We start from the raw sequence: 23,019 nt of genomic DNA, 5'->3' as shown, positions 1-23,019 counted from the left end.
ACGAGACGCGACACCGTCATGGGCGAGCCCGTGCTCACCGCGCGCGACGTCTCGATCGAGTACGAGGTCGACCCGCCGGTGAAGGCGGTGCGCGGGGCGTCGATCACGCTCCACCGCGGCGAGATCCTCGGCCTGGCCGGGGAGTCCGGGTGCGGCAAGACCACGCTCGCGTACGGACTGAACCGGCTGCTGAAGGCGCCCGCGCTGATGACCGGCGGCGAGGTCGTGTTCCACGACGCGTCCGGTGCCGACATCGACGTGGTCGCCCTCGACGGCGAGTCCTTGCGCCGGTTCCGATGGGACAAGGTGTCGATGGTCTTCCAGGGCTCGATGAACTCCCTGAACCCCGTCATGAACGTGCGCAAGCAGCTGGCCGACGTGTTCCTGACGCACCGTCCGAAGATGAAGCGCGCCGAGCGCGACGCGCGCTGCGCGGAGCTGCTGACGCTCGTCGGCGTCGACCCCGCGCGCCTGTCGAGCTTCCCGCACGAGCTGTCGGGGGGCATGCGCCAGCGCGTCATGATCGCGATGGCGCTCGCCCTCGATCCGCAGGTGATGATCATGGACGAGCCGACCACGGCGCTCGACGTGGTCGTGCAGCGCGGCATCATCCGCGAGATCATGCGCCTGCGCGAGCGGCTCGGCTTCGCCGTCATCTTCATCACGCACGACCTGCCGCTGCTCATCGAGATCAGCGACCGGATCGCCGTCATGCTCGAAGGAGAGATCATCGAGCAGGGCGCGTCGGAGCAGATCTACCGCAACCCCGAGCATCCGTACACGCGGCGCCTGCTCTCGAGCTTCCCGAGCCTTCGCGGCGAGCGCGGCGACTTCATCCGCACCGGCGCTGCGGCGGGAGGTGCGGCATGAGCGGGCACGACCGGGCAGGAGAGCCAACGACCCTCGAGGCGCGCAACCTCGTCAAGGACTTCCGGCTGCGGAGCGGCGTCAACGTGCGAACGCTGCACGCCGTGAAGGACGTCTCGTTCACGCTCGAGCCCGGGCGCACGATCGCCCTCGTCGGCGAGTCCGGCTCCGGCAAGTCGACGATCGCACGCATGATGGCGAAGCTCGAGACGCCCTCGTCGGGCGAGATCCTGCTCGACGGGCGCCAGAGTGCGACCCGCGGACGTGGCCTGGCCAGGTACCGGCGCGACGTGCAGATGGTCTTCCAGGACCCGTTCAGCTCGCTGAACCCGTTCCACCCGATCCGGCACCACCTCGAGCGTCCGTTGCGCATCCATCACCCGGGGCTGTCGTCGCGGCAGGTCCGCGAGCGGGCCGACGAGCTGCTCGAGCGGGTGCGACTGTCGCCGGCGGCGACGTTCGCCGATCGACGACCGCATGAGCTCTCGGGCGGCCAGCGGCAGCGCGTCGCGATCGCCCGGGCGCTCGCCCCGGGGGCCCGGTTCATCATCGCCGACGAGCCGGTGTCGATGCTCGACGTGTCGATCCGCCTCGGCGTGCTGAACCTGCTGGCCGACCTGCAACGGCAGGAGAACCTCGGCGTGCTCTACATCACGCACGATCTCGCGACCGCGCGGCACTTCTCCGACGAGATCCTCGTGATGTACCGAGGGGAGATCGTCGAACGGGGGCCGAGCGAACGGGTGATCCTCGATCCTCAGCACGAGTACACCAAGACCCTGCTCGAGGCCGCGGCCGATCCCGATCGGCTCGGGCGGCTCCGCGACGAGGTTCGGAACGGCGGGTGAGGCATCAATCAGTAAACATTCCTTTCAGATAGAGTGACGAGATCGAGACGAGAGCGGCGGACGGCATGAACCAGATCGACCCGGGCACCCCGACGTGGCTCGCCGCGCGCAACGACCGCGCCGCCTTCCGGCTCCTGCTGCAGCACGGCCCACTCACGCGCTCGGCGCTCGGCGAGCTCACGGGCCTGTCCAAGCCCACCGCCTCCCAGATGCTCGCGCGCCTCGAGCGGGTCGGCCTGATCAAGCCGGTCGGCGAACGGTCGGCCGGGCGCGGGCCGAACGCGATCACGTACGGCGTGCGCACCGATCGCATCACGGGGGTCGCGATCTCGATCCTCGACCGGGCGATCCAGGCCGTGGTCGTCGACGCCGTCGACCACGAGCACCCGATCGTGCAGGTCGCCGCCGAGACCGGCTCCCGGACGCCCGAGGGCGACGTCCGCGCCGCCGTCCGAGCGGCGTGCGAGGCGGCCGGCATCGACGAGGGCACGGTCAGCCGCGTCGTGATCGGCGTGCAGGCGGCCTTCTTCGTCGACGGCGACGAGCTCTCGTTCACCGACACCCTGCCGGGGTGGCCCGCCGTCGGGTCGCGTGCGCGGATCGAGCGGGAGCTCGGCCTGCAGGTGACGATCGACAACGACGTCAACCTCGCGACGATGGCCGAGCGGTCGGCGGGCGCAGCGCAGCAGGCCGAGAGCTTCGCGCTGTTCTGGATCGGCGACGGCCTCGGCGTCGGCCTCGACCTCGGCTGGGGCGTGCACCGCGGCGCCTCGGGCGGGGCGGGTGAGATCGGCTACCTCGCCGTGCCCCGCACGGCTGCGCCGCTCGCGCCGGCGGCGAACGACTTCACGGACCTGCTCGGCGGCCCGGCGGTGGCGCGCCTGTTCGGATCCGACGGTGCGACGCTCGCCGACGTGCTGCCCCGCCTCGCCGACGATCCGGCCGTCCTGACGGTGCTGGCCGACCGCGTGATCCTCGCCGTCAATCCGCTCCTCGCGATCCTCGACCCCTCGATGATCGTGCTGGGCGGGCCCACCGGCATCGCCGGAGGCGCCAGGCTCGCCGAGCTGGTCGCCGAACGCGTCGATCCGGCCGCCCACCCCAAGCTCGCCATGCGCACGAGCGGAACGGGCGCGCAGCCCGTGCTCCTCGGCGCGCGCCAACAGCTCGTCGACCAGATCCGCGATCAGCTCGAGGCCGACATCTCGCTCGCCAACTGACCCGTTCGTTCGAACCGCGGATGCCGCGGCATCCGTCGACCGACCCCTGAAACCCTTCGTTCCGCGCCAGTGCGCGCGGCCGACCATGCACGGAATCGAGGACCCATGAAGCTCGCCATCGTCGGCGGAGGCTCGACCTACACGCCCGAACTCATCGACGGATTCGCACGGTTGCGCGACACGCTGCCGCTCGAGGAGATCCGCCTCGTCGACCCCGACGAGCAGCGGCTCGCGCTCGTCGCCGGCATGTCGCGGCGCATGCTCGAGCATGCTGGGCATCCGGCGAAGGTGCTCGGCACCACCGACCTCGTCGCGGGCGTCGCCGATGCCGACGCGGTGCTCATCCAGCTCCGGGTGGGCGGGCAGGACGCCCGCCACGCCGACGAGACCTGGCCGCACGAGGTCGGATGCATCGGCCAGGAGACGACGGGCCCCGGCGGACTCGCGAAGGCGCTGCGAACCGTGCCCGTGGTGCTCCGGATCGCCGACGTCGTCCGCGCGCACGCGAAGCCGGATGCGTGGATCGTCGACTTCACGAACCCCGTGGGCATCGTGACGCGCGCCCTGCTCGAGGCCGGCCATCGCGCGGTCGGCCTCTGCAACGTCGCGATCGGGTTCCAGCGGCGCTTCGCCTCGATGTTCGACGTCGACCACGACCGGGTGAGCCTCGGACACGTCGGGCTCAACCACCTGACCTGGGAGCGGAGCGTCGTCATCGACGGCGAGGACCGGCTGCCGGGACTCCTGCAGCATCGACTCGGCGACCTCGCCGACGAGGTGCATCTCGCACCCGCGCTCGTCGCCCAGCTCGGCGTGGTGCCCTCCTACTACCTGCGGTACTACTACGCCCACGACGAGGTGCTGCGCGAGCAGCGGCACGAGCCGACGCGCGCCGAAGCCGTCCGCGCGATCGAACGCGAGTTGCTCGAGCTCTACGCCGACCCGGCCCAGCACGAGAAGCCGGCCGCGCTCGAGGGGCGCGGCGGCGCCTTCTACTCCGAGGCGGCGATCGAGCTGCTCGCGGCGATGCGCGACGGCGCCGGTCGGTCGCGGGTGGTGAACCTGCGCAATGACGGCGTGCTGCCGTTCCTGCCCGACGACCACGTCATCGAGGTGCCGGCCGTGTTCCGCGACGGGGGATTCGTCGCGGAGCCGGTCGCGCCGCTGCCCGACGACATCCGCGGGCTCATCGCCGGCGTCGCGGGGTACGAGCGGCTCGCCCTCGACGCCGCAGTGCACGGGGGCCGCGACCGGGTGCTCCGGGCGATGCGCGCACACCCGCTGGTGCTGCAGCACGAGCGCGCCGAGCGTCTCACCGACCTGCTGATGGCCGAGAACGCCCCGTTCCTGGAGTGGGCGCGGTGAGCGCCCCGAACCGCGTGGGCGGCCTCGGCGGCGCCGACCTCGTCGTGGCCGTCGACGGCGGCGGCTCGAAGACCGACGCGGTCGCCCTCACGATCACGGGCGAGCTCGTGGCGCACGAGCGGGGGGCCGGGTCGAGCCCACACTTCGAGGGGCTCGGCCAGGCGGTCGCCGTCGTCGACGAGCTCGTGCGCGCCGTCGCGGGCAGGGGTCGGGTCGGGCACGCCGGACTGTACATCTCGGGGCTCGACCTCCCGGTCGAGGTCGACCAGTACGCCGCCGCGATCGCCGCGTTCGACTGGGCGTCGTCGACGACCGTCGTCGCGAACGACCTCTACGCGTTGCTGCGGGCCGGCACCGACGAACCCGACGCGGTGGCCATCGTCTGCGGCACGGGGGTCAATGCCGTCGGTGTGCGCGCCGACGGTGCCGATGTGCGCTTCCCGTCGCTCGGCGGGCTCTCGGGCGACTGGGGCGGGGGCAGCGGCCTCGGCGAGCAGGCGCTGTGGCATGCGGCGCGCGACGTCGACGGCCGCGGGCCGCGCACCGCGCTGTCGGCCGCGATCGTCGAGCAGTACGGCGTCGCGTCGGTCTCGGTGCTCATCGAGGAGCTCCACCTCGGCCGCCGCGATGCGAGCGAGCTCGCCGCGCTCGCCCCCGCCGTCTTCGCGTCCGCCCGGGCCGGCGACGCCGTGGCGATCGGACTGGTCGACCGCCAGGCCGAGGAGCTCGTGGCCTTCGCCCGTGCGTGCGTGACGCGGCTCGGCCTCGCCGAGCAGGCGGTTCCGATCGTGCTCGGCGGCGGCATCATCCGCTCCGGCGATGAGCGCCTCATCGGCGGGATCGTCGCCGGACTCGAGCGGGTCGCGCCCCGCGCCCGCATCGAGATCCTCGAGACGGCACCGATCGTCGGGGCCGCGCTGCTCGCGCTCAGTCGGGCGGGAGCGACCGGGGAGGCGCTCGAACGTGCTCGAGCCGAGGTGACCCTGGCCACGGGCGGCGTCGCGCCCTCAGAGGCCGCACGCGAGCCGGCACCTGCTCGTTCCTGAGGCGCGCCGTTCGAGCACGTGCCCCGGTGGGCCGGGCTCGCGTCACTCCTCCCGCGCGAGGCGCCGCACCGCGGCGTCCTGGTGCGCGAGGCGCCGCAGCGCGAGCAGCACGGGCTCGTAGAGCGCGGTGCCGAGCACGGTGTAGGCGACGGCGGCGTGCGGCTCGGCCGGCATGCGCGAGAGGTCGAAGGCGGCGATGTCGGTCGCGGCACTGCCGTAGGCGGCGAGCCGTTCGGCGTCGATCGGCAGGCCCGCGTCGGCTGCGGCGGCGAGAGCGCCCTCGAGCTGCGCGACGGCGGCGAACTCGGGGTCGTAGACCTGGCCGAGCGCCTCGAGTGCGGCGCGGGCGCGCGGGTAGGGGTCGGATGCCTCGCCGGGGGGTGCCGCGGCGGGCGGCAGCGTTCCGACGGCCCGGCCGAGCGTCGTGTAGAGGTCGCCGCCGGGCTCGTCGACGAGGTCGAGCACGGTGCGCGCCTGCTGCACGCTGAGCCCGACGGGGCCGACGAGCGCGCGAACCATGCGCAGCCGCCGCACGTGGCCCTCGTCGTAGACGGCCTGGGTCGCCCCGGTCGCCGTGCCCGCGTGCAGGAGGCCCTCGCGCAGGTAGTACTTGACGGTCGCGACGGGCAGGCCCGCCTCGGCGGCGAGGGCTGACATGCGCATCGGGGCTCCTTCTCGTGCGGCGGGCGGTGTTCGTCCGGCGGCGGGGTCGCGTCGATCCCTTGCATTGGATAGTACAACTCTCTAATATTGGAGAGCACAACTATCCAATCACGATCTCCGGAAGGAATCGAGCATGAACCACGCGATCGACGCCATCCTCATCGGCACCCTGCTGCTCGCCCTCGTCACGGTCGAGAGCGGCGGGTACTTCCTCACGAGGGTCGTTCGGGGCCTGGCGCCCGCCAATCGGCTGCAGCAGAACTTCTTCCGCGCAGGTCACGCGCACGCCGCAGTGCTGCTCGTGCTCTCGGTCGCGATCCTCGGGGTGCTGGAGTCCGCCGCGCTCGACGACGCGTGGATGTGGGTCGCCCGACTCGGCGCCCCCGTCGCTGCGATCCTCATGCCCGCGGGCTTCTTCCTCTCGGTGCTCGGGGCCGATCCGCAGAAGCCCGGCCGCGCCATCGCCCTGCTCTGGGTCGGCGCGCTCTCGCTCACCGTCGGCCTCGTCGTCGCGGGCGTCGGCCTCATCGGCGGCGGCATCGCGGCGCTCTGACCCGACGCGCGGGCGTAGCTGCGAGCGGCATCTCGGGCGGCACGGCCGAAGGCGACGGGCGAGCGGATGCCGCGGGCGGCCGCCCGACGCGCCGCAGCCGCCCGCGGCATCCGCCCGCCCTGAACGCGCCCGGTCAGCGCCGTATTCGAGAGTCTCTCGACGTCGAACGGACGTGGTCGGGGGCACCCTCGACGGCGCATACACTGGAATCCGTGAATTCAGCGGAAACGGTCGACGTCGTCCTGATCGGCGGGGGCATCATGAGCGCGACGCTCGGCTCCCTCATCTCCCGGCTGCAGCCCGACTGGTCCATCCGCGTCTACGAGCGCCTCGGCGAGGTCGCCCAGGAGTCCTCGAACGCCTGGAACAACGCGGGCACCGGTCACGCCGCGCTCTGCGAGCTGAACTACATGCCCGAGAACCCCGACGGCAGCGTCAGCGCCGCCAAGGCCGTCTCGATCAACGAGCAGTTCCAGATCAGCCGCCAGTACTGGGCGTACCTCGTGTCGATCGGGGCGCTGCCCGAGCCGCACAACTTCATCAACACCGCGCCGCACATGACCTTCGTGCGCGGCAAGGCGAACATCGAGTACCTGAAGAAGCGCGTCGCGGCCCTGAAGGACCAGCCGCTGTTCCCCGACCTCGAGTACACCGAAGACCTCGAGCGCATCGCCGAGTGGACCCCGCTCCTGGCGAAGAAGCGCAACCCGAAGCAGAAGGTCGCGGCCACGCGCATCGTCTCGGGCACCGACGTCGACTTCGGCGCGCTCACCAAGTACCTCTTCACCGACATCGCCGCGCACGGCGCGGAGATCCACACGAACCACCAGGTCACGCGCCTGAAGCGCCAGAAAGACGGAACCTGGCGTCTGCGCGTCAAGCACCTCGTCGGCGGCACGCCCAAAGAGGTGAACGCGCGCTTCGTGTTCGTGGGCGCCGGCGGCGGCGCGCTCGCCCTGCTGCAGCACTCGGGCATCTCCGAGATCAAGGGCTTCGGCGGCTTCCCGATCTCGGGCCAGTTCCTGCGCACCACGAACCCCAAGCTCGTCGCCCAGCACCAAGCGAAGGTCTACGGCAAGGCGGCCGTGGGCGCGCCGCCCATGTCGGTGCCGCACCTCGACACGCGCGTCGTCGACGGCGAGACCGCACTGCTCTTCGGCCCGTACGCCGGCTTCACGCCCAAGTTCCTGAAGACGAGCACCTGGTTCGACCTGCCGTTCTCGATCCGCCTGCACAACCTCGGGCCGATGCTCCAGGTCGGCCTCAAGAACTTCGACCTCGTGAAGTACCTCGTCGGCGAGCTCATGGCCAACCGCGAGAAGAAGATGCAGGCCCTGCGCGAGTTCATGCCCACTGCGAAGACTGAAGACTGGGAGCTCATCACGGCCGGCCAGCGCGTGCAGGTCATGAAGAAAGACCCTGAGAAGGGCGGCATCCTGCAGTTCGGCACCGAGGTCATCACGGGCGCCGACGGCACGATCGCGGGTCTGCTGGGCGCCTCGCCCGGCGCCTCGACCGCCGCGCCCATCATGCTCGACGTGCTCGCGCGCTGCTTCCCCGACCGCATGGGCGAGTGGGAGCCGAAGCTCCGCGACATGATCCCCGGCTACGGCACGACGCTCTCGAGCGACCCGGCCGCGGCCGAGGCGTCGCTCGCCGAGACCGCGAAGACCCTGCAGCTCCAGGCGTAGGCGGCGTTCGCCCGCGTCTCCCGCGGTGGCCGCGCGTCACGAGCCGCCCGTGTCGCACGCGTCGCGCGGAATTGGGGCGCGCCCTGTACTTCACCGATCGACCTCTGCTATCGTCGACCCCGCTATGAAGTAAGTACTCCCACCGTCCCGCGCCTGAGGCGCCGTAGACATCGGGTGTACCCATTCCACTGTTCGCGACGGTGACGGCTGCATCCATCTCGGCAATGCCCGGCGGGATCCTTCTCCGCTCCCGGGTCGTCGGCGCTGCCATGCGCGCGCGACGGACCCGTGCGGTGCACCGTTCGACCGGCCGCCTGCCCGCGGCATCCGTCGACGGCTCGGGAGCATTCGTGAAAGGCGGACCGCATGACGGTACACGTCTCGTATTCCTCGTATCTCCGCGTCGACGACCTGTCGGCGCACTACCCCGATCGCCGTGTGTTCAGCGATCTCGGCTTCTCGGTCGCCCCCGGCCAGCGTCTCGGCCTCATCGGCGAGAACGGTGCCGGAAAATCGACCCTGCTTCGGTTGATCGCCTTCTCGCAGGCGACGGATGCCGCAGCCGGGCCGCCCGCGTCGATGCCCGACGTCTCGGGCGACGGCCGGGTCAGCCGTCCGCGACGAACAGGCCTGCTCACGCAGGAACTCCCGTTCGCGGCGAGCGACCGCATCGGCGACGTGCTCGAGCATGCGCTCGGCGAGGTGCGCGCCATCGAGCGCGAGCTCGACGACGCGGCGGCCGCGCTGGCCGATGCCCCTGGGGGCTCTCCGGGCGTGGGTGACCTCGACGGCGAACGCGCCGCCGCGGCATCCGCAGACCGGTACGCGGCGGCGCTCGACGCGGCCGAGCGGGCCGACGTCTGGGGAGCCGATGCCCGGCGCGACGAGCTGCTGCACGGGCTCGGCGTCGCGGGGCTCGGCCTCGACCGTCGGGTCGACGAGATGTCGGGCGGCCAGCGCAGCCGTTTCGCGCTCGCGGCGCTGCTGCTCCGCGCACCCGACGCGCTGCTGCTCGACGAGCCGACGAACCACCTCGACGACGACGCCGCGGCGTTCCTCGAGTCGAGGCTTCGCGCCTGGGCCGGGCCGGTGATCTTCGCCAGCCACGACCGGGAGTTCCTCGACCGGGTCGCCACCGGCCTGCTCGACCTCGATCCGGGGCGTCGAGGGGCGCTGGCCGTGGCCGAGCCGCAGGCGACGCGCGGCCGATCGGGTCCGTCGACGTACGCGAGCACTCGCGTCACGCGCGACGACCTGCTCGCGGCCACCGGCGGCACCGTGTTCGGCGGCGGGTTCACCGAGTTCCTCGCGGTGAAGGCCGACGAGCGGCTGCGTTGGCAGCGGCAGTTCGACGTCGAGCAGAAGGAGCTCGCCGCGCTTCGGGCGGAGGTCGCAGCGGGCGGTGCGGCGCGTTCCGTGGCGCACGGTCGAGCGCCGACCGACAACGACAAGTTCCTGAAGCACTTCAAGCGCGAGGGCGTCGAGCACGCGGTCGCCCGGCGGGTGCGCAACGCCGAGCAGCGGCTCGAGGTGCTCGAGCGCGAGCAGGTGCAGAAGCCGCCGGCGCCGCTCTCGTTCGCGGGCATCCCGCAGGGGTCGCACGCGCTCGAGGAGGCGGCCGGGCTGCTCGTGCAGGTGACGGATGCCGCCGTCGAAGGCCGCCTCGAGGTGCCGTCGCTGCACCTCGCGGCGACCACGCGACTGCTCGTGACCGGGGCGAACGGCGCCGGGAAGTCGACCCTGCTCAACGTGCTCGCGGGCACGCAGGCGGTCGACGGCGGCTCGGTGCTCCGCCGTCGCGGGTTGCGCGTGCAGCTGCTCGAGCAGGACGTGCGCTTCGCCGATCCGGATGCCGCGGCGCGCCGGGTCTACGAGCGCACCCTGGGCGAGCGGCGGGCCGAGCAGGTGCCGCTGTCGAGCCTCGGCCTCGTCGCCCCTCGCGACGAGTCGAGGCCGGTCGGGGCGCTCTCGGTCGGACAGCAGCGGCGCCTCGCGCTCGCCCTGGTGATCGCGAGGCCGCCGCACCTGTTCCTGCTCGACGAGCCGACGAACCACCTCTCGCTCTCGCTCGCGACCGACCTCGAGGAGGCGCTGGGCGCCTACCCGGGGGCGGTCGTGCTGGCCAGCCACGACCGGTGGCTGCGCCGGCGGTGGGCGGGGGAGAGCTTCGAGCTCGCCGCCGGTCGCGGGGCGGTGGCGGGTCGGGCCTCGGGTCGGGCGCCGGCCCGGGTGACGGTTCCGGCCTGAGCGACGGCGCGCCGCGGCATCCGGATGTCGCGGCGCGCCGCTTGCACCTCATTCGAACATGTGTTCGAATGTCAGCATGAGGTGGAGCGGGCAGGAGTTGGGCGTCGACCAGGCCGGCACGCTGCCGGGCCTGGCCCGCCTGAACAACCTCGTGCGATCGGTGCAGACCCCCGACTTCGCGGGCATCACCTTCCACGAGGTGCTCGCGAAGTCGGCGCTGAACCACGTGCCGGGCCCGTCGTCGATGCCCTTCAGCTGGACCGTCAATCCCTACCGGGGCTGCAGCCATGCGTGTGTGTACTGCCTAGACCCCGAGACGATCATCACGATGAGCGACGGGCGCGAGAAGGCGCTCCGAACAATCGAGGTGGGCGATGAAGTGCTCGGCACCCGTGTCGAGGGGCGCTACCGCCGCTACACGCCTGCGAAGGTCCTCGCGAAGTGGCCGACGCGCAAGCCGGCCTATCGCGTGACGCTCGCAGACGGCACGACGGTCATCGCGAGCGGCGACCACCGCTTCCTCACCGAACGCGGGTGGAAGCACGTCACGGGGGCGATGAACGGTCCGGGCCAGCGGCCCTACCTCACCACCGGAAACTCGCTCATGGGGTTCGGTCGAGCCGGCATTCGTCCTGAGATCTCGATCGACTCCGACCGCTATGCGACCGGATATCTTGCGGGCATGATCCGAGGCGACGGGCTGCTGTTCGCGCGAACGTACACACGACCGAGCGGAACCCCGAACAACGTCTTCCAATTCCGGCTCGCGCTCGCCGACACCGAAGCGCTCGTCCGCACGCGTGCGTATCTCGAGCGTTTCGGCATCACCACGAAGTCGTTCGAGTTCGCTCCGGCAAGCACGACACGTCGTCCGATGTCCGCGATCCGCACGGCCCGTCGTGCCGACCACGAGTCGATCTCACGTCTGATCTCGTGGCCGCAAGACCCGTGCGACGAGTGGGCGGCCGGCTATCTCGGGGGCATCTTCGATGCAGAGGGGTCGTGCAGCCGGGGCATCCTGCGGATCTCGAACAAGGACGAGACCATCTTGGGTGCCATCGAGGGCGCGCTCCGACGGTTCGCAGTTCCGTTCATCCGTGAGAAGGCCAATTCGATCGGTGTCGCCAACATTCGACTCACGGGAGGCCTTCCCTCGAGGAGCGCCTTCTTCTCGATCGCGCAACCCGCGATCACGCGAAAGCTCGCCCTCGTGGGATCGGCGATCAAGAGCAACGCCGATCTGCGCGTGGTCTCGATCGAGCGGCTTCCGGGCGAGCGTGAGTTGCTCGACATCACGACCTCCACCGGAGACTTCATCGCGAACGGCGTGGTGAGCCACAATTGCTTCGCCCGCCCCACGCACACATATCTCGACCTCGACGCGGGCGACGACTTCGATCGGCAGATCATCGTCAAGGTGAACGTCGCCGAGGTGCTCGCGGGCGAGCTCGCGAAGCGAACGTGGCGCCATGAGCCCGTGGCGCTCGGCACGAACACCGATCCGTACCAGCGGGCCGAGGGGCGCTACCGGCTCATGCCGGGCATCATCGACGCGCTCGCCTCGAGCGGCACGCCGTTCAGCGTCCTCACGAAGGGGTCGCTGCTGCGCCGCGACCTTCCGCTCCTCGTCGATGCGGCCCAGCAGGTTCCGGTCGACCTCGCGATGTCGATCGCGGTCTACGACGACGAACTGCAGCAGTCGATCGAGCCCGGCACGCCGAGCACGAAGGCGAGGCTCGCGACCGTCACCGCCGTGCGCGAGGCGGGGCTCGACTGCACGGTGTTCCTGATGCCGATCCTGCCGTACCTCACCGACACCCGGGCCCACCTCGACGAGGCGCTGCGGCAGGTGAAGGCGGCCGGCGCGACGAGCGTCGTGTACTCCGCGCTGCACCTGCGCGGCGGCGTGAAGCCGTGGTTCATGCAGTGGCTCGACCGCGAGCACCCCGAACTCGTGACGAAGTACCGGTCGATGTACTACGGCCAGAACGCCTACGCGCCCAAGGAGTACCGCAAATGGCTGGCCGCCAGAGTGGCGCCGCTGCTTCGGGCTCACGGGCTGGCGCGAGGGCAGGAAGATCCCGCCACGGGCGGAGTCAGGTCGGCCGGTCTCGCAGATGCGGCGGCCCGCCGATCCGCCGAACGCACGCAGTTCGCGGCGGCGCCCGACGTGCTGTTCTGAGCGTCGCGGCGGCGCCACGGCTCCGCACATGCACGAATCCTGCCCCATTGCTGGGATAATCCGGAGAGTCCAGTGTGAACCCGTCGCGCTCGGCATGAGCTCACGGAGGTGCCCATGACGCTGGGGCTCCCCGGCGATCTGTCGCGCGACTCCGTGGGCCGTGCGATCGTGCACGCCGGCCATGTCGCGGGGTGGGTCTACCTCGCGATGGGCGGGCTCGTCTCGCTCTCCCTCGCGATCGGCGGCCGACCGGCCGGTTGGATCGCCGCCGGACTCCTGCTCATCATGGCGGGGCTGCTCTCGTTCGTCGCACTGCATCGAACCGTGATGTCGACGCTCCTCTACCTCGTCGCCGGGGCCGGGATCACCGTGTGGATGACGGCGCTCGCGATGCGCTCCGAGTACGACTTCGCCAGCACCGACAACGCGGTCGTCGCGATCCCGTGCATCGCGCTGGTGCTCGTCGGCGGAGCCGGTAGCGGGTCGTGGATCGCGTGCCTGTGGGTCGTCGTGGCTTACACGGTCGGCCAGCCCGCCGCGTACGTCGGCGCGACGATCAGCGACTCGACGTTCCAGATCAATACCGCCGCGACCGCCGTGGCCGTCTTCGTCATGCTGATCCGCGGGGTCGACGGGCTGACCAGACGGGCGGGGCTCCGCCGCCAGGCCGCGCTCGTGCGCGCGAACGTCGCGGCCCGCGAGGCCACGGCCCGGCGAGACCACGAACTCGAGGCCGTCACGCGCCTGCACGACACCGCGATGAGCCACCTGCTCGCCATCGCTTCGGCCGGCTCGGGGCCGGTCGACGAGCGCCTGCGCACCGACATCCGACAAGATCTCGAACTGCTCGTCGGGCGCGACTGGATCGCCCAGCACCGAAGCGAAGCTGGCGACGTGGCTGTGGTCGCGGTCGACGGCGATGCCGACGGCACCCCAGTGCTCGACCTGGCCTTCGCGGCCGCCGAAGACGAAGGGCTCGACGTGCAGCTGACCGGCGACCTGGCGGTGCTCTCGCACCTCGGAGCGCGACGTGCCGCCGAGCTCGACGCGGCCGTGGCCGAGTGCCTGCGCAACGTCGCCCGGCACGCCGGCGTGCAGGAGGCCGAGATGATCCTGGGCATCGGCGGCGGCGAGGTCACCGTCGCCGTCATGGACATCGGTTCGGGGTTCGACGCCGACCAGATCCCGGCCGGTCGGCGAGGATTCCGCGACGGCGTCGTCGCCCGCATCGAGCGCGAGGGCGGTACGGCCCGGGTCTGGTCGGCGATCGGCGTCGGCACGACGATCGTGCTCACGGTGCCCGAGGGCGGCGCATGAGCACCGCGCGCCTCGCCCCGAAAGACATCGACCCGATCGTCGGGCTCGCCTCGTCGTCGATCCTGCAGCACTTCGGCGGGGTCGTCGCGACCCTGACCGCGGTCGTCATCACGATCGCGCACTGGCCCGAGGTCGTTTCGCCCGTCGCGGCGATCGCGGCGGTCGTCTTCGTGGTCGTGGCCTCGGTGACGGCGACGCTCGCCACACGTCCGTCGCGTGCGCCGTTCACCCCCGAGCGCCTGTGGATCGTCGTCGTGTTCGGCGTCGGCGCCGCGGTCGCCGAGTACCTCAGCACGATCGGCAACGACCGGTACCTCTACGACGACTTCGGCCCGATCGTGATCGGGATCCTGATGGTGTCGCTCGCGCCGTACTGCAGTTGGACGACCCTGCTCACCGCCGGCGCCCTCTCGGCCGCCGTGCTCTCGGTGCTCGTCGCCGACGGCGCCGGCCCCGTGTGGCATCGCCTGCCCGTCGTGGCGATGATGCTCGTGTTCGTGATGCCGACCGTGGTGGCGAGCGCCGCGGCCGCGGGGTACTCGTGGGCCATCGTGCACATCACGCTCGAGTGGCAGCGCAAGGCGAACCAGGTGCTGCTCCAGCGCGACGCCGAACTCCGCGCCGGACTCGCCCGCTCCGCCGATCACGGGCGAGTGGCGGTGCTCCGCCGCGAGGTGCTGCCGTTCCTCGCCTCGATGCTCAGCGTCGAACGCGTGTCCGTGGCGGAGGCCGACCGTGCCCGGCAGTTGGCCGAGGCGCTCCGCGCGACCCTCCGCGACGAGATCGCGACGAGCTGGCTGAACGACCTCGCGGCCGATCTCGAGCGAAGGCAGGGGGTGCCCGTCGAGGTCGTCGAGAGCGATACGGCGGTCGCGAGCCTCCACGACGACCAGCGTGCCGCGCTCACCGCACTGCTGAGCTGGCTCGCGAGCGACGAGCGGGCTGCGTCGATCCGCGTGGCCGTGAACCGTGAAGACACGGAGCTCATGCGCGGACGGGTGGTTCGCATCGCGGTCGACGCGGTCGTCGGCGCCGAACCGCCGAACCGCCGGTCGATCGAGCGGTTCGCCGCGGTGGCGCGAGCGGTGGGCCTGGCGGCGGAGGTCGCGACGACGGGGGAGAATGTCACGGTGGAGTTTCGTCATGTCATCGGTTGAGGTCCGTCCGTCGAGGGGCGGGAGCGTCTGATGGCGAAGCTGTACTTCCGCTACGGCGCGATGAACTCGGGCAAGTCGACGGCGCTGCTGCAGGCGGCGTTCAACTACGAGGAGCGCGGGCACGCGGTGCTGCTCGCCAAGCCCTCGGTCGACACCAAGGGCGATCGCGACATCGTCTCGCGGCTCGGCGTGGTGCGCGAGGTCGACTTCGTCATCGAGCCCACCGCGAACGCCCGCGAGCTGTTCGAGCAGCGTCGCGCCGTGTCGGCGGCCGAGAACGGGCGCGACGTCAGCTGCCTGCTCGTCGACGAGGCGCAGTTCCTCACCTCCGAGCAGGTCGACGACCTCTTGCGCATCGCCCTCATCGAGGGCATCCCGGTGCTCGCCTACGGCATCCGCACCGACTTCCAGACGGTCGCGTTCCCCGGCAGCCGCCGACTGCTCGAGGTCGCGCACAGCCTCGAGGAGTTGAAGACCATCTGCCGGTGCGGGCGCAAGGCGATCTTCAACGGGCGCACGATCGACGGCCGGTTCGTGTTCGACGGCGACCAGGTCGCGATCGACGGCGAGACCGTGACCTACGAGTCGCTCTGCGGCGTCTGCTACCTCGAGGAGTCGGGCGGCGTGCTGAACGGCCGCCACTGACAGTTGCCACTGACCGATCGTCACTGACCGGTTGCGATCAGCCATGCGAGGGCGCGGCCTGCTCAGCTCAGGATCGCGAGCACCAGCATCCCGTTGAAGACCATGTGCGCGATGATCGCACCGCCGAGCCGGCCCGTCGCGACCGCGAGCGCCCCGGCTGCGAGCCCGAACACGAAGGTGCTCACGAACGTCACGGCGGCCGCGGTCGGGCTGAGCGCGGCCCCTTGAGCGAGATGCGCGAGCCCGAAGACGAGCGCGCTCACGACGACGGCGACGGATGCCGCGACGGCCGCCCGGCCGCCGGTGCGCCGTTGCACGGCCCGCAGCACGAGCCCGCGGTAGAACGTCTCCTCGACGAGGGGCCCGATGACGACGGGGGCGATGACGATGCCGAACCACAGGGCGAAGCCCGTGGGCAGGGCGAGCACGCCGCCGTCGAGCGAGGTGCGTCCGGTCCAGGCGAGTTCGATCAGGGTCACGAGTCCGCGCACGAGGAGTCCGAGGCCGACGCCCCAGAGGAGGTCGATCCAGCGCACGCGGAGTCCGAAGTCGGCGGCGAACGATCGGCGGCCGCGCGCGACATCCGCGATGCAGAGCACGACGACGAGGGGCACCCAGACGGCGAGGTAGGCGCCGAGCACCTGCAGCCATTCGTCGATCACGACCGTGCGGGTCAGCCACGCCCAGCCGAGCGAACAGGCAGCCGCGAGCAGGATGCCCGCCGCGGCATCCGTCACGCCCCAGCGCACGTTCGCAGCGTCACCGCGACCGATCGGCGGAGTGTCGGTTGTTGACACACCCCCACTCCGCGGGGCATGTTGAGAGGGTGCCACGGGGCCAAGCGTAACCGTGTCGCGTTTCAGCACGCTGTGGGGACGGGGACTGAACACGTGGAATTGCGCGACTACATCCGCATCTTGCGGCAGAGCTGGGTGTTGATCGCGTTGCTCACGCTCCTCGGCGTCGCAGCGGGCGCCGTCTTCTCGATGGTGCAGACGCCGCTGTACAGCTCCTCGGCGAAGGTGTTCGTCTCGACCTCGAGCGGCGACTCGATCGGCGAGCGGGCGCAGGGCAACACCTTCACCCAGCAGCGCGTCAAGACGTATGCGGATCTCGTGTCGACACCGATCGTGCTGCTGCCCGTGATCGCCGACCTTCAGCTCGACATGACGAGCGATGAGCTGGTGCGCGAGGTGACCGCCGTCAGCCTTCCCGACACCACGCTCATCGAGATCACCGTGACCGACAGCGATCCGGCGCTCACGGCGGAGGTCGCGACGGCCGTCTCCCAGAGCCTCACGAACGTCGTCGAGGCCATCGAGACGACCGGCGCCGATGCCGACGGCACGGGGACCGACGCCGAGCCCGCGGCGGCGTCGCCCGTGCGGCTGACGCTCGTGCAGCACGCTTCGGTTCCGCAGAAGCCGGTGAGTCCGAACGTGCCGCTGAACATCGTGCTGGGCGGCCTGATCGGCCTCGCGCTCGGCGTCGGCGCAGCCGTGCTGCGGGCGACGCTCGACACCCGCATCCGCAACGAGCGCGACCTCGAGCAGGTGACCGACACGCCCGTGATCGGCGGCATCGTGTTCGACCCGAAGGCCAAGGACCGCCCGCTCATCGTGCACGCCGATCCGCATTCGCCGCGCGCGGAGTCGTTCCGCGCGCTGCGCACGAACCTGCAGTTCCTCGATGCGGGCCGGCCCGAGCGTTCGTTCGTGGTCACGAGTTCGATCGAGTCGGAGGGCAAGTCGACCACGGCCGCGAACCTGGCCATCGCGTTGGCGGATGCCGGTGCGCGGGTGCTGCTCGTCGACGCCGACCTCCGGCGGCCGAAGGTCGCGTCGTACCTCGGCATCGAGGGAGCGGTCGGCCTGACCGACCTGCTCATCGGCAAGGCCGAGTTGCAGGACGTGATCCAGCCGTGGGGTCGCACGCAGATGTACGTGCTGCCCGCAGGCCGCGTTCCACCGAATCCGAGCGAGCTGCTCGGCTCGGCGGTCATGGCCCAGACCATCACCGAGCTGAACCGGGCGTTCGACGTGGTGCTCTTCGATGCACCGCCGCTGCTGCCGGTCACCGATGCCGCCGTGCTGACGCGGGCCGCGGGCGGCGCGATCCTGGTCGTCGCGGCCGGTCGTGCGCACAAGGGGCACGTGCGCGGCGCGTTCTCGGTGCTCGACAACGTCGACGCGAAGGTCTCGGGCATCGTGCTCACGATGCTCCCGACCAAGGGACCCGATGCGTACGGGTACGGGCGCTACGGATACGGCTACGGCTATGGATACGGCTACGGCTACGCCCCGAGGGAAGAGCCTGCGCCGGCGCCGAAGCAGGAGCCGGTGGCCGGCGCGTGAACGTGCTCGTCGTGTGCACCGGAAACATCTGCCGGTCTCCCGTGGCCGCGCAGGTGCTCGCCGCGCGGCTTAGCGCTGCCGGATTCGACGAGGTGCGGGTCTCGAGCGCGGGCACAAATGCCCTCGCCGGTGAACCGATGACGCGCGAGGCGGCCGAGCTCTCGCGGAGCTTCGGCGCCGATCCGTCCGGGCACGCCGCCCGGCAACTCACCGCCGAGACGGTGCTCGACGCCGACCTCGTGCTCACCGCGACCCGGGCCCATCGGGCGAAGGTCGCCGAGCTCGTGCCGCGGGCTGCCCGCCGCGCCTACACCCTGCGCGAGTTCGCGCGGGTGCTCGACTTCCTCGCCGCCGACGGCGCCCTCGACGAAGGCGCCGCACCGCCGGACTCGATCGCCGCCCGTCTCGACCCCGCCGCATCGACCCTCGACCTCGCCCACCCCGGCATCACTTCTCGGCTGCAACAGGCGACGGATGCCGCAGCACGATCCCGTGGCCTCGCGCCACCGCCGTCCGACCCGAACGACGACGACATCCTCGATCCGTACCGCGCTCCCGACGCGGTCTACGACGAGGCTGGACGATTGATCGACGAAGCCGTCGACTCGATCATGTCCGCGCTCGCCACGACGTCGGTGTCGGGTGGTCGCGGTGGCTCGTAGGGATTCCCCGCAGGCACGCCTCGCCACCGCCCCATGGGCCGTCGCGGCGATCGTCGTGTTCGTCCTCGTCGACGCAGCGCTCGTCTGGTGGGCGCTGGCGTCGATGCGCCAGGAGTCGACCCCGCAACGCGAGGTGCTGCCCACCTTCCCGGCCCTGCCCACCGGGTCGCCGCCACAGACGGATGCCTCGAGCGCGACTGCGACGACCGGGCCGACGCCCGCCACCGGCATCCGCCCGACCGTGATGCTCGCCGCGCTCGACGCGAACACCGCCTACCGGGGCGCAACGGGCACATGCCAGGGTGCGGAGGCCACGATCGAGGTGACGGTCGATGGCGGTGAAACATGGACCGCGGGCTTCACGGAGGGGCTGACCGAGCTGCAGTCGGTCGAAGCGAGCGACGGCGACATCGTCACGATGGTCGCCCGCGACCCGGCCTGCGCCCTCGGCCGCTATCGCAGCTACGTGCAGGGCGACGACTGGGAGCCCACGGGCGAGGTCGAACCCGCGTGGTACCTCGACGGCGAGCGCGTCGTCGGACCGAACGGCGACTCGGCGCCCTGCGAGGCGGGCGCCGTGCAGGCCGCGGGCTCGTCCCCGACCTCGGCCGCCGTGCTGTGCGCCTCGGGGGAGCTGTTCGTCACGACCGATGTCGGCGCCACCTGGGCGGCGGCCACCGCGACGGGAGCGGTGGCGCTCGCGGCCGGACCGTCGGGGTACGTCGTGGCGCTCACGAGCGACGGATGCCGCGGCATCCGCATCGCCGACGTCGACCTCGCGAGCGCGACAGGTGTCAGCGCGCCGGGAGCCTGTCTCGATGCCGACGCTGCACCGGGGTCGACCGTGATCGACGCGGCATCCGGCGGCATCGTCTGGGCTTGGAGCGGGGGAGTGCTCGCGCGCTCGACCGATGGGGGTGCGACGTGGTGATGCGCAGGTTCTATGCCGCCGCGACCATGACCACCTCGGCGTGGTCGTCGAAGCTCGCGTCGCGCGTGCGCATCACCGACCTGCTCGTGCTGTTGTGGGTCGTCTTCGGCACGCAGATCGCGTGGGTCGGCATCGACTACAACACGCCGGGGTTCAGTGGCTCGCGCGACGACATCACGATCAGCTATACGGTCATGTCTTTCGTGATCGTCGCTGCCTGGATGGTCGCGCTCGAGCTCTACGACACCCGGTCGGCTCGCGTTCTCGGCCTCGGCACACAGGAGTACCGCGGAGTGGCGGATGCGACGCTTCGACTGTTCGGGCTCGTTGCGATCGTCGCATTCCTCTTCAAGATCGACATCGGGCGTGGGTACATCCTCATCTCGTTCCCCTTGGGCGTGATCGTGCTCATCTTCTCCCGATGGATGTGGCGCCAATGGCTGGGCGTGATGCGCAAGCGCGGCGAGTACTCATCGCGGGTGCTGCTGGTCGGGTCCGAGGCCTCCGTCGCCCTGATCGCGCGCGAGTTCGAACGCATGCCGGAGGCGGGCTATCAGGTCGCGGGGGCCTGCGTGCCCGGGCACGGAGCGCCGTACCTGCCCGGCACGACGATTCCCGTCGAGTACGGCGTCGAACATGCGCTCGCCGTGATGCGCGACTTCGGTGCGGACACGGTCGTGATTACGAGTGCCGACGAACTCGGCCCCGAGCGCGTCCGCGAACTCAGCTGGGGCCTGATTCCGGGCGCCGAACATCTGGTCGTCGCCCCGAGCCTCATTGACATCGGCGGCCCACGTATCCACACCCGCCCTGTCGCAGGTCTGCCACTTATGCACGTCGAGACTCCGAAGTTCGAAGGTCGTAAACTCGTCGCCAAGCGCGCGTTCGACCTGATCGTCGGCTTCGGACTCGTGGTCGTGCTGTCGCCACTGTTCTTCGTTCTTGCCGTGCTCGTGAAGGCTTCGTCGCCGGGGCCAGTCTTCTATCGGCAGGAGCGGGTCGGCCTCAAGCACAAGCCATTCACGATGTTGAAGTTCCGATCGATGACCGACGGCGCCGATGTGGAACTCGCCGGCCTCCTCGCCCAGAACGGCGCCGACACGCAGCCGCTCTTCAAGGTGAGGGACGACCCGCGCGTGACGCGGGTCGGCAAGGTGCTGCGCAAGTACTCGTTCGACGAACTGCCCCAACTCTTCAACGTGCTGCACGGCACCATGAGTTTGGTCGGTCCGAGGCCGCAGCGCCGTGCTGAGGTCGAGCTCTATGACCGGACCGCCGGCCGTCGCCTCTTCGTACAGCCCGGAATGACAGGGCTTTGGCAGGTGAGCGGCCGCTCGAACTTGAGCTGGGAAGAGAGCGTCCGTCTCGATTTGTATTACGTGGAGAACTGGTCAATCACTGGTGATGTCGCGATCTTGTGGCGGACTGCGCGCGCGGTGGCCACGAAGGATGGGGCGTTCTAAATGGTGGCTCAGAAGACACAACGTTCGGGTGAGGCTTCGTCGGTATCCGTGGCGCTCGACGTGATCATCGTGACCTTCGCAAGCCGAGACCTGATCCAAGTGTGTCTTGACAGTCTCTTCGAACACCGACCCCAAGTGCCGATGCGGGTGTTCGTCGTTGACAATGCCTCGCCCGACGACACCGTTGAAGTCGTTCGGTCAAAGTATCCTCTCGTTGAATTGATTGCTCGCGGAAGCAATGACGGATTTTCTGTTGCGAACAACGTGGCGCTTCGCCTGACATCGTCGCCGTACGTTCTTGTGCTTAACCCTGATACTCGCCTCGAATCAGGGACACTTGACCACTTGATTGGTGTCATGGAACGCGATGCCACGATCGGTGTCCTCGGCTGTCGTCTTCTGACGAGAGACGGAACGCTCGATCATGCCGCGAAGCGTTCGTTCCCCTCGCCGACCACAGCACTCAAGTACTTCGCCCTGAAAGCAATTGGTCGGACAGGCTCGAACTACACACGTCCAGATGTTGGAGAACTGGACTTCGCGGACGTCGACGCCGTGAACGGCGCGTTCATGCTCGTTCGGTCCGCGGCGCTACTGGATGTCGGCCTCCTTGACGAGAGGTATTGGATGTATGGAGAGGATCTCGACTGGTGTGCTCGGTTCCATCGCGAAGGGTGGCGAGTTGTATACGACGGCCGAGTCATTGCACATCATTTGAAGGGCGGCAGCACGAGTGGTCGACGACCGCTGCGACAGAACTACCACTTCCACAGAAGCATGCTCGTGTTCTACCGCGACCACGCGAGCAAGCGCCATTTCATTGAGGATGCACTCGTCAGTGGTGGAGTTTGGGCTCGATTCGCCACCACGAGCGCAGTCGCATCGGTGCAGCGCGTCGTTCGGAGAGCAAGATGACGCTCATCAGCGTCGTTATCCCGACGTTCAATCGTGGGCATTTGCTTGACCGGGCAATCGATAGCGTGCTGTCTCAGACCTACCGAGAACTCGAACTGATCGTGGTCGATGATGGGTCTACTGATGACACTGGCGTGGTGGTGGAGCGCCGCCGGGATGAGCGTGTCAGCTACATCAGGCAGGACAACGCTGGCGCGCCCAGTGCACGCAACCGTGGCGTCGCCGTTGCGAAGGGAGCCTGGATAGCGTTTCTGGATTCCGATGATGAATGGGATCCAGAACTTCTCGAAGCGATACTGCCCTTCGCTGCGAACGATCGGGTTGTATTCACATCCCACACGGTGGTTTTCCGATCTGGAACTGTAGAGCTGGTCCCGGACGCCCCGGTCTCCGACGCGGTGCGCACCCTACTTCGCCGAAACATTGCGTCCACCCAAACGGCGTTGCTGCCCACTCACCTGGCGCAAGGCAATCCGTTCGACGTTTCGCTTCCGCGATTCCAAGATTGGGACCTTTGGCTGACCCTTATTGCCGCCGACGTGAAGTTCGTGCACATTCCGATCAGCGGTGCCACGCTCTACCGACAAGACGACAGTATCTCGGAGGGACCTTCTGGCGCACGCCAACGTAGCCTCCGACTCATTCTGGCGAAACACATGAGGGTGCTTCGCCGAGATCCCGTGGCGTTGGCTCGCCTTTTCGTTCGGGCATACTCGCCGGGCAAGATCGTCGCTGTACGGCATCGTCGGCGGTCGGTTGTGAAGCGAGCGATTTGACATGATCGATCGCAATGACGTTGTTCGAGCGTTGGATCGATGTTCTCTGAGCGCATTGGCATTCTCGAGGCTGGTGTGTGCACGGATGAATTCAGGACTCATGCGTGCTTCGCGCCG

20 protein-coding genes are annotated in these 23,019 nt (G+C 69.9%); 18 read left to right on the top strand and 2 right to left on the bottom strand.

Translation table 11 applies throughout. From position 1 onward, the window contains the following. Positions 1-18: 18 nt before the first annotated feature. From GQR16_RS11605 to GQR16_RS11585, 5 genes are all read left to right on the top strand, one after another. Complete coding sequence (locus GQR16_RS11605; protein ID WP_157415450.1) at positions 19-870, top strand: ABC transporter ATP-binding protein; 852 nt, start codon at positions 19-21, stop codon at positions 868-870. Further along, positions 867-1,715: an ABC transporter ATP-binding protein gene (locus GQR16_RS11600; protein WP_157415307.1), complete on the top strand. Its 849-nt coding sequence runs from the start codon at positions 867-869 to the stop codon at positions 1,713-1,715. The genes GQR16_RS11605 and GQR16_RS11600 overlap by 4 nt, the downstream gene beginning before the upstream one ends. Before the next feature lie 65 nt (positions 1,716-1,780). Then, positions 1,781-2,935, top strand: coding sequence for an ROK family protein (locus GQR16_RS11595; RefSeq protein WP_157415306.1), 1,155 nt, complete (start codon positions 1,781-1,783; stop codon positions 2,933-2,935). 105 nt (positions 2,936-3,040) lie between these two features. Continuing rightward, positions 3,041-4,300, top strand: a complete 1,260-nt coding sequence (locus GQR16_RS11590; RefSeq protein WP_157415305.1) for a family 4 glycosyl hydrolase — start codon at positions 3,041-3,043, stop codon at positions 4,298-4,300. Next, positions 4,297-5,346, top strand: coding sequence for an N-acetylglucosamine kinase (locus GQR16_RS11585; protein WP_246200755.1), 1,050 nt, complete (start codon positions 4,297-4,299; stop codon positions 5,344-5,346). The genes GQR16_RS11590 and GQR16_RS11585 overlap by 4 nt, the downstream gene beginning before the upstream one ends. 42 nt (positions 5,347-5,388) lie before the next feature. Here the strand turns inward: GQR16_RS11585 and GQR16_RS11580 are convergent, their stop codons facing one another. After that, positions 5,389-6,009, bottom strand: a complete 621-nt coding sequence (locus GQR16_RS11580; protein WP_157415304.1) for a MerR family transcriptional regulator — start codon at positions 6,007-6,009, stop codon at positions 5,389-5,391. Between the two features lie 133 nt (positions 6,010-6,142). Between GQR16_RS11580 and GQR16_RS11575 the strand changes: the two genes are divergently transcribed. The 7 genes from GQR16_RS11575 (at position 6,143) to GQR16_RS11545 (ending at position 15,801) form a co-directional block, all read left to right on the top strand. Then, positions 6,143-6,562: a hypothetical protein gene (locus GQR16_RS11575; protein ID WP_157415303.1), complete on the top strand. Its 420-nt coding sequence runs from the start codon at positions 6,143-6,145 to the stop codon at positions 6,560-6,562. A gap of 212 nt (positions 6,563-6,774) precedes the next feature. After that, positions 6,775-8,253, top strand: coding sequence for a malate:quinone oxidoreductase (locus GQR16_RS11570; RefSeq protein WP_157415302.1), 1,479 nt, complete (start codon positions 6,775-6,777; stop codon positions 8,251-8,253). A gap of 366 nt (positions 8,254-8,619) precedes the next feature. Further along, on the top strand, positions 8,620-10,500 hold the full coding sequence (locus GQR16_RS11565) for an ATP-binding cassette domain-containing protein (RefSeq protein ID WP_157415301.1): 1,881 nt from the start codon (positions 8,620-8,622) through the stop codon (positions 10,498-10,500). 76 nt (positions 10,501-10,576) lie between these two features. Next, complete coding sequence (locus GQR16_RS19750; protein ID WP_211373502.1) at positions 10,577-12,682, top strand: intein-containing Rv2578c family radical SAM protein; 2,106 nt, start codon at positions 10,577-10,579, stop codon at positions 12,680-12,682. A 114-nt stretch (positions 12,683-12,796) separates the two neighbouring features. Next, positions 12,797-13,999: a sensor histidine kinase gene (locus tag GQR16_RS11555; protein WP_157415300.1), complete on the top strand. Its 1,203-nt coding sequence runs from the start codon at positions 12,797-12,799 to the stop codon at positions 13,997-13,999. Continuing rightward, positions 13,996-15,156: a hypothetical protein gene (locus GQR16_RS11550; protein ID WP_157415299.1), complete on the top strand. Its 1,161-nt coding sequence runs from the start codon at positions 13,996-13,998 to the stop codon at positions 15,154-15,156. Before GQR16_RS11555 ends, GQR16_RS11550 begins: the two co-directional genes overlap by 4 nt. Positions 15,157-15,186: 30 nt before the next feature. Further along, positions 15,187-15,801, top strand: a complete 615-nt coding sequence (locus tag GQR16_RS11545) for a thymidine kinase (RefSeq protein ID WP_157415298.1) — start codon at positions 15,187-15,189, stop codon at positions 15,799-15,801. Positions 15,802-15,863: 62 nt separating this feature from the next. Here the strand turns inward: GQR16_RS11545 and GQR16_RS11540 are convergent, their stop codons facing one another. Beyond that, on the bottom strand, positions 15,864-16,598 hold the full coding sequence (locus tag GQR16_RS11540; RefSeq protein WP_157415297.1) for a CPBP family intramembrane glutamic endopeptidase: 735 nt from the start codon (positions 16,596-16,598) through the stop codon (positions 15,864-15,866). Between the two features lie 93 nt (positions 16,599-16,691). Between GQR16_RS11540 and GQR16_RS11535 the strand changes: the two genes are divergently transcribed. Genes GQR16_RS11535 through GQR16_RS11510 form a run of 6 tightly spaced genes read left to right on the top strand, consistent with a single transcriptional unit; the run spans position 16,692 to position 22,902 of the window. Continuing rightward, positions 16,692-18,155, top strand: coding sequence for a tyrosine-protein kinase domain-containing protein (locus GQR16_RS11535; RefSeq protein WP_157415296.1), 1,464 nt, complete (start codon positions 16,692-16,694; stop codon positions 18,153-18,155). Further along, complete coding sequence (locus GQR16_RS19610; RefSeq protein WP_211373501.1) at positions 18,152-18,817, top strand: arsenate reductase/protein-tyrosine-phosphatase family protein; 666 nt, start codon at positions 18,152-18,154, stop codon at positions 18,815-18,817. The genes GQR16_RS11535 and GQR16_RS19610 overlap by 4 nt, the downstream gene beginning before the upstream one ends. Then, positions 18,807-19,748, top strand: a complete 942-nt coding sequence (locus tag GQR16_RS11525; RefSeq protein WP_157415294.1) for a hypothetical protein — start codon at positions 18,807-18,809, stop codon at positions 19,746-19,748. Before GQR16_RS19610 ends, GQR16_RS11525 begins: the two co-directional genes overlap by 11 nt. Beyond that, on the top strand, positions 19,748-21,211 hold the full coding sequence (locus tag GQR16_RS11520) for a sugar transferase (RefSeq protein WP_157415447.1): 1,464 nt from the start codon (positions 19,748-19,750) through the stop codon (positions 21,209-21,211). The genes GQR16_RS11525 and GQR16_RS11520 overlap by 1 nt, the downstream gene beginning before the upstream one ends. Further along, positions 21,212-22,126, top strand: a complete 915-nt coding sequence (locus GQR16_RS11515) for a glycosyltransferase family 2 protein (protein WP_157415293.1) — start codon at positions 21,212-21,214, stop codon at positions 22,124-22,126. Continuing rightward, on the top strand, positions 22,123-22,902 hold the full coding sequence (locus GQR16_RS11510) for a glycosyltransferase family 2 protein (protein WP_157415292.1): 780 nt from the start codon (positions 22,123-22,125) through the stop codon (positions 22,900-22,902). Before GQR16_RS11515 ends, GQR16_RS11510 begins: the two co-directional genes overlap by 4 nt. Positions 22,903-23,019 lie beyond the last annotated feature (117 nt).

Source organism: Agromyces allii, from assembly GCF_009749385.1.
Taxonomy (GTDB): domain Bacteria; phylum Actinomycetota; class Actinomycetes; order Actinomycetales; family Microbacteriaceae; genus Agromyces; species Agromyces allii.
Note: the sequence above shows the minus strand (reverse complement) of the source record. Positions and strands in the feature narration are given on the sequence as shown.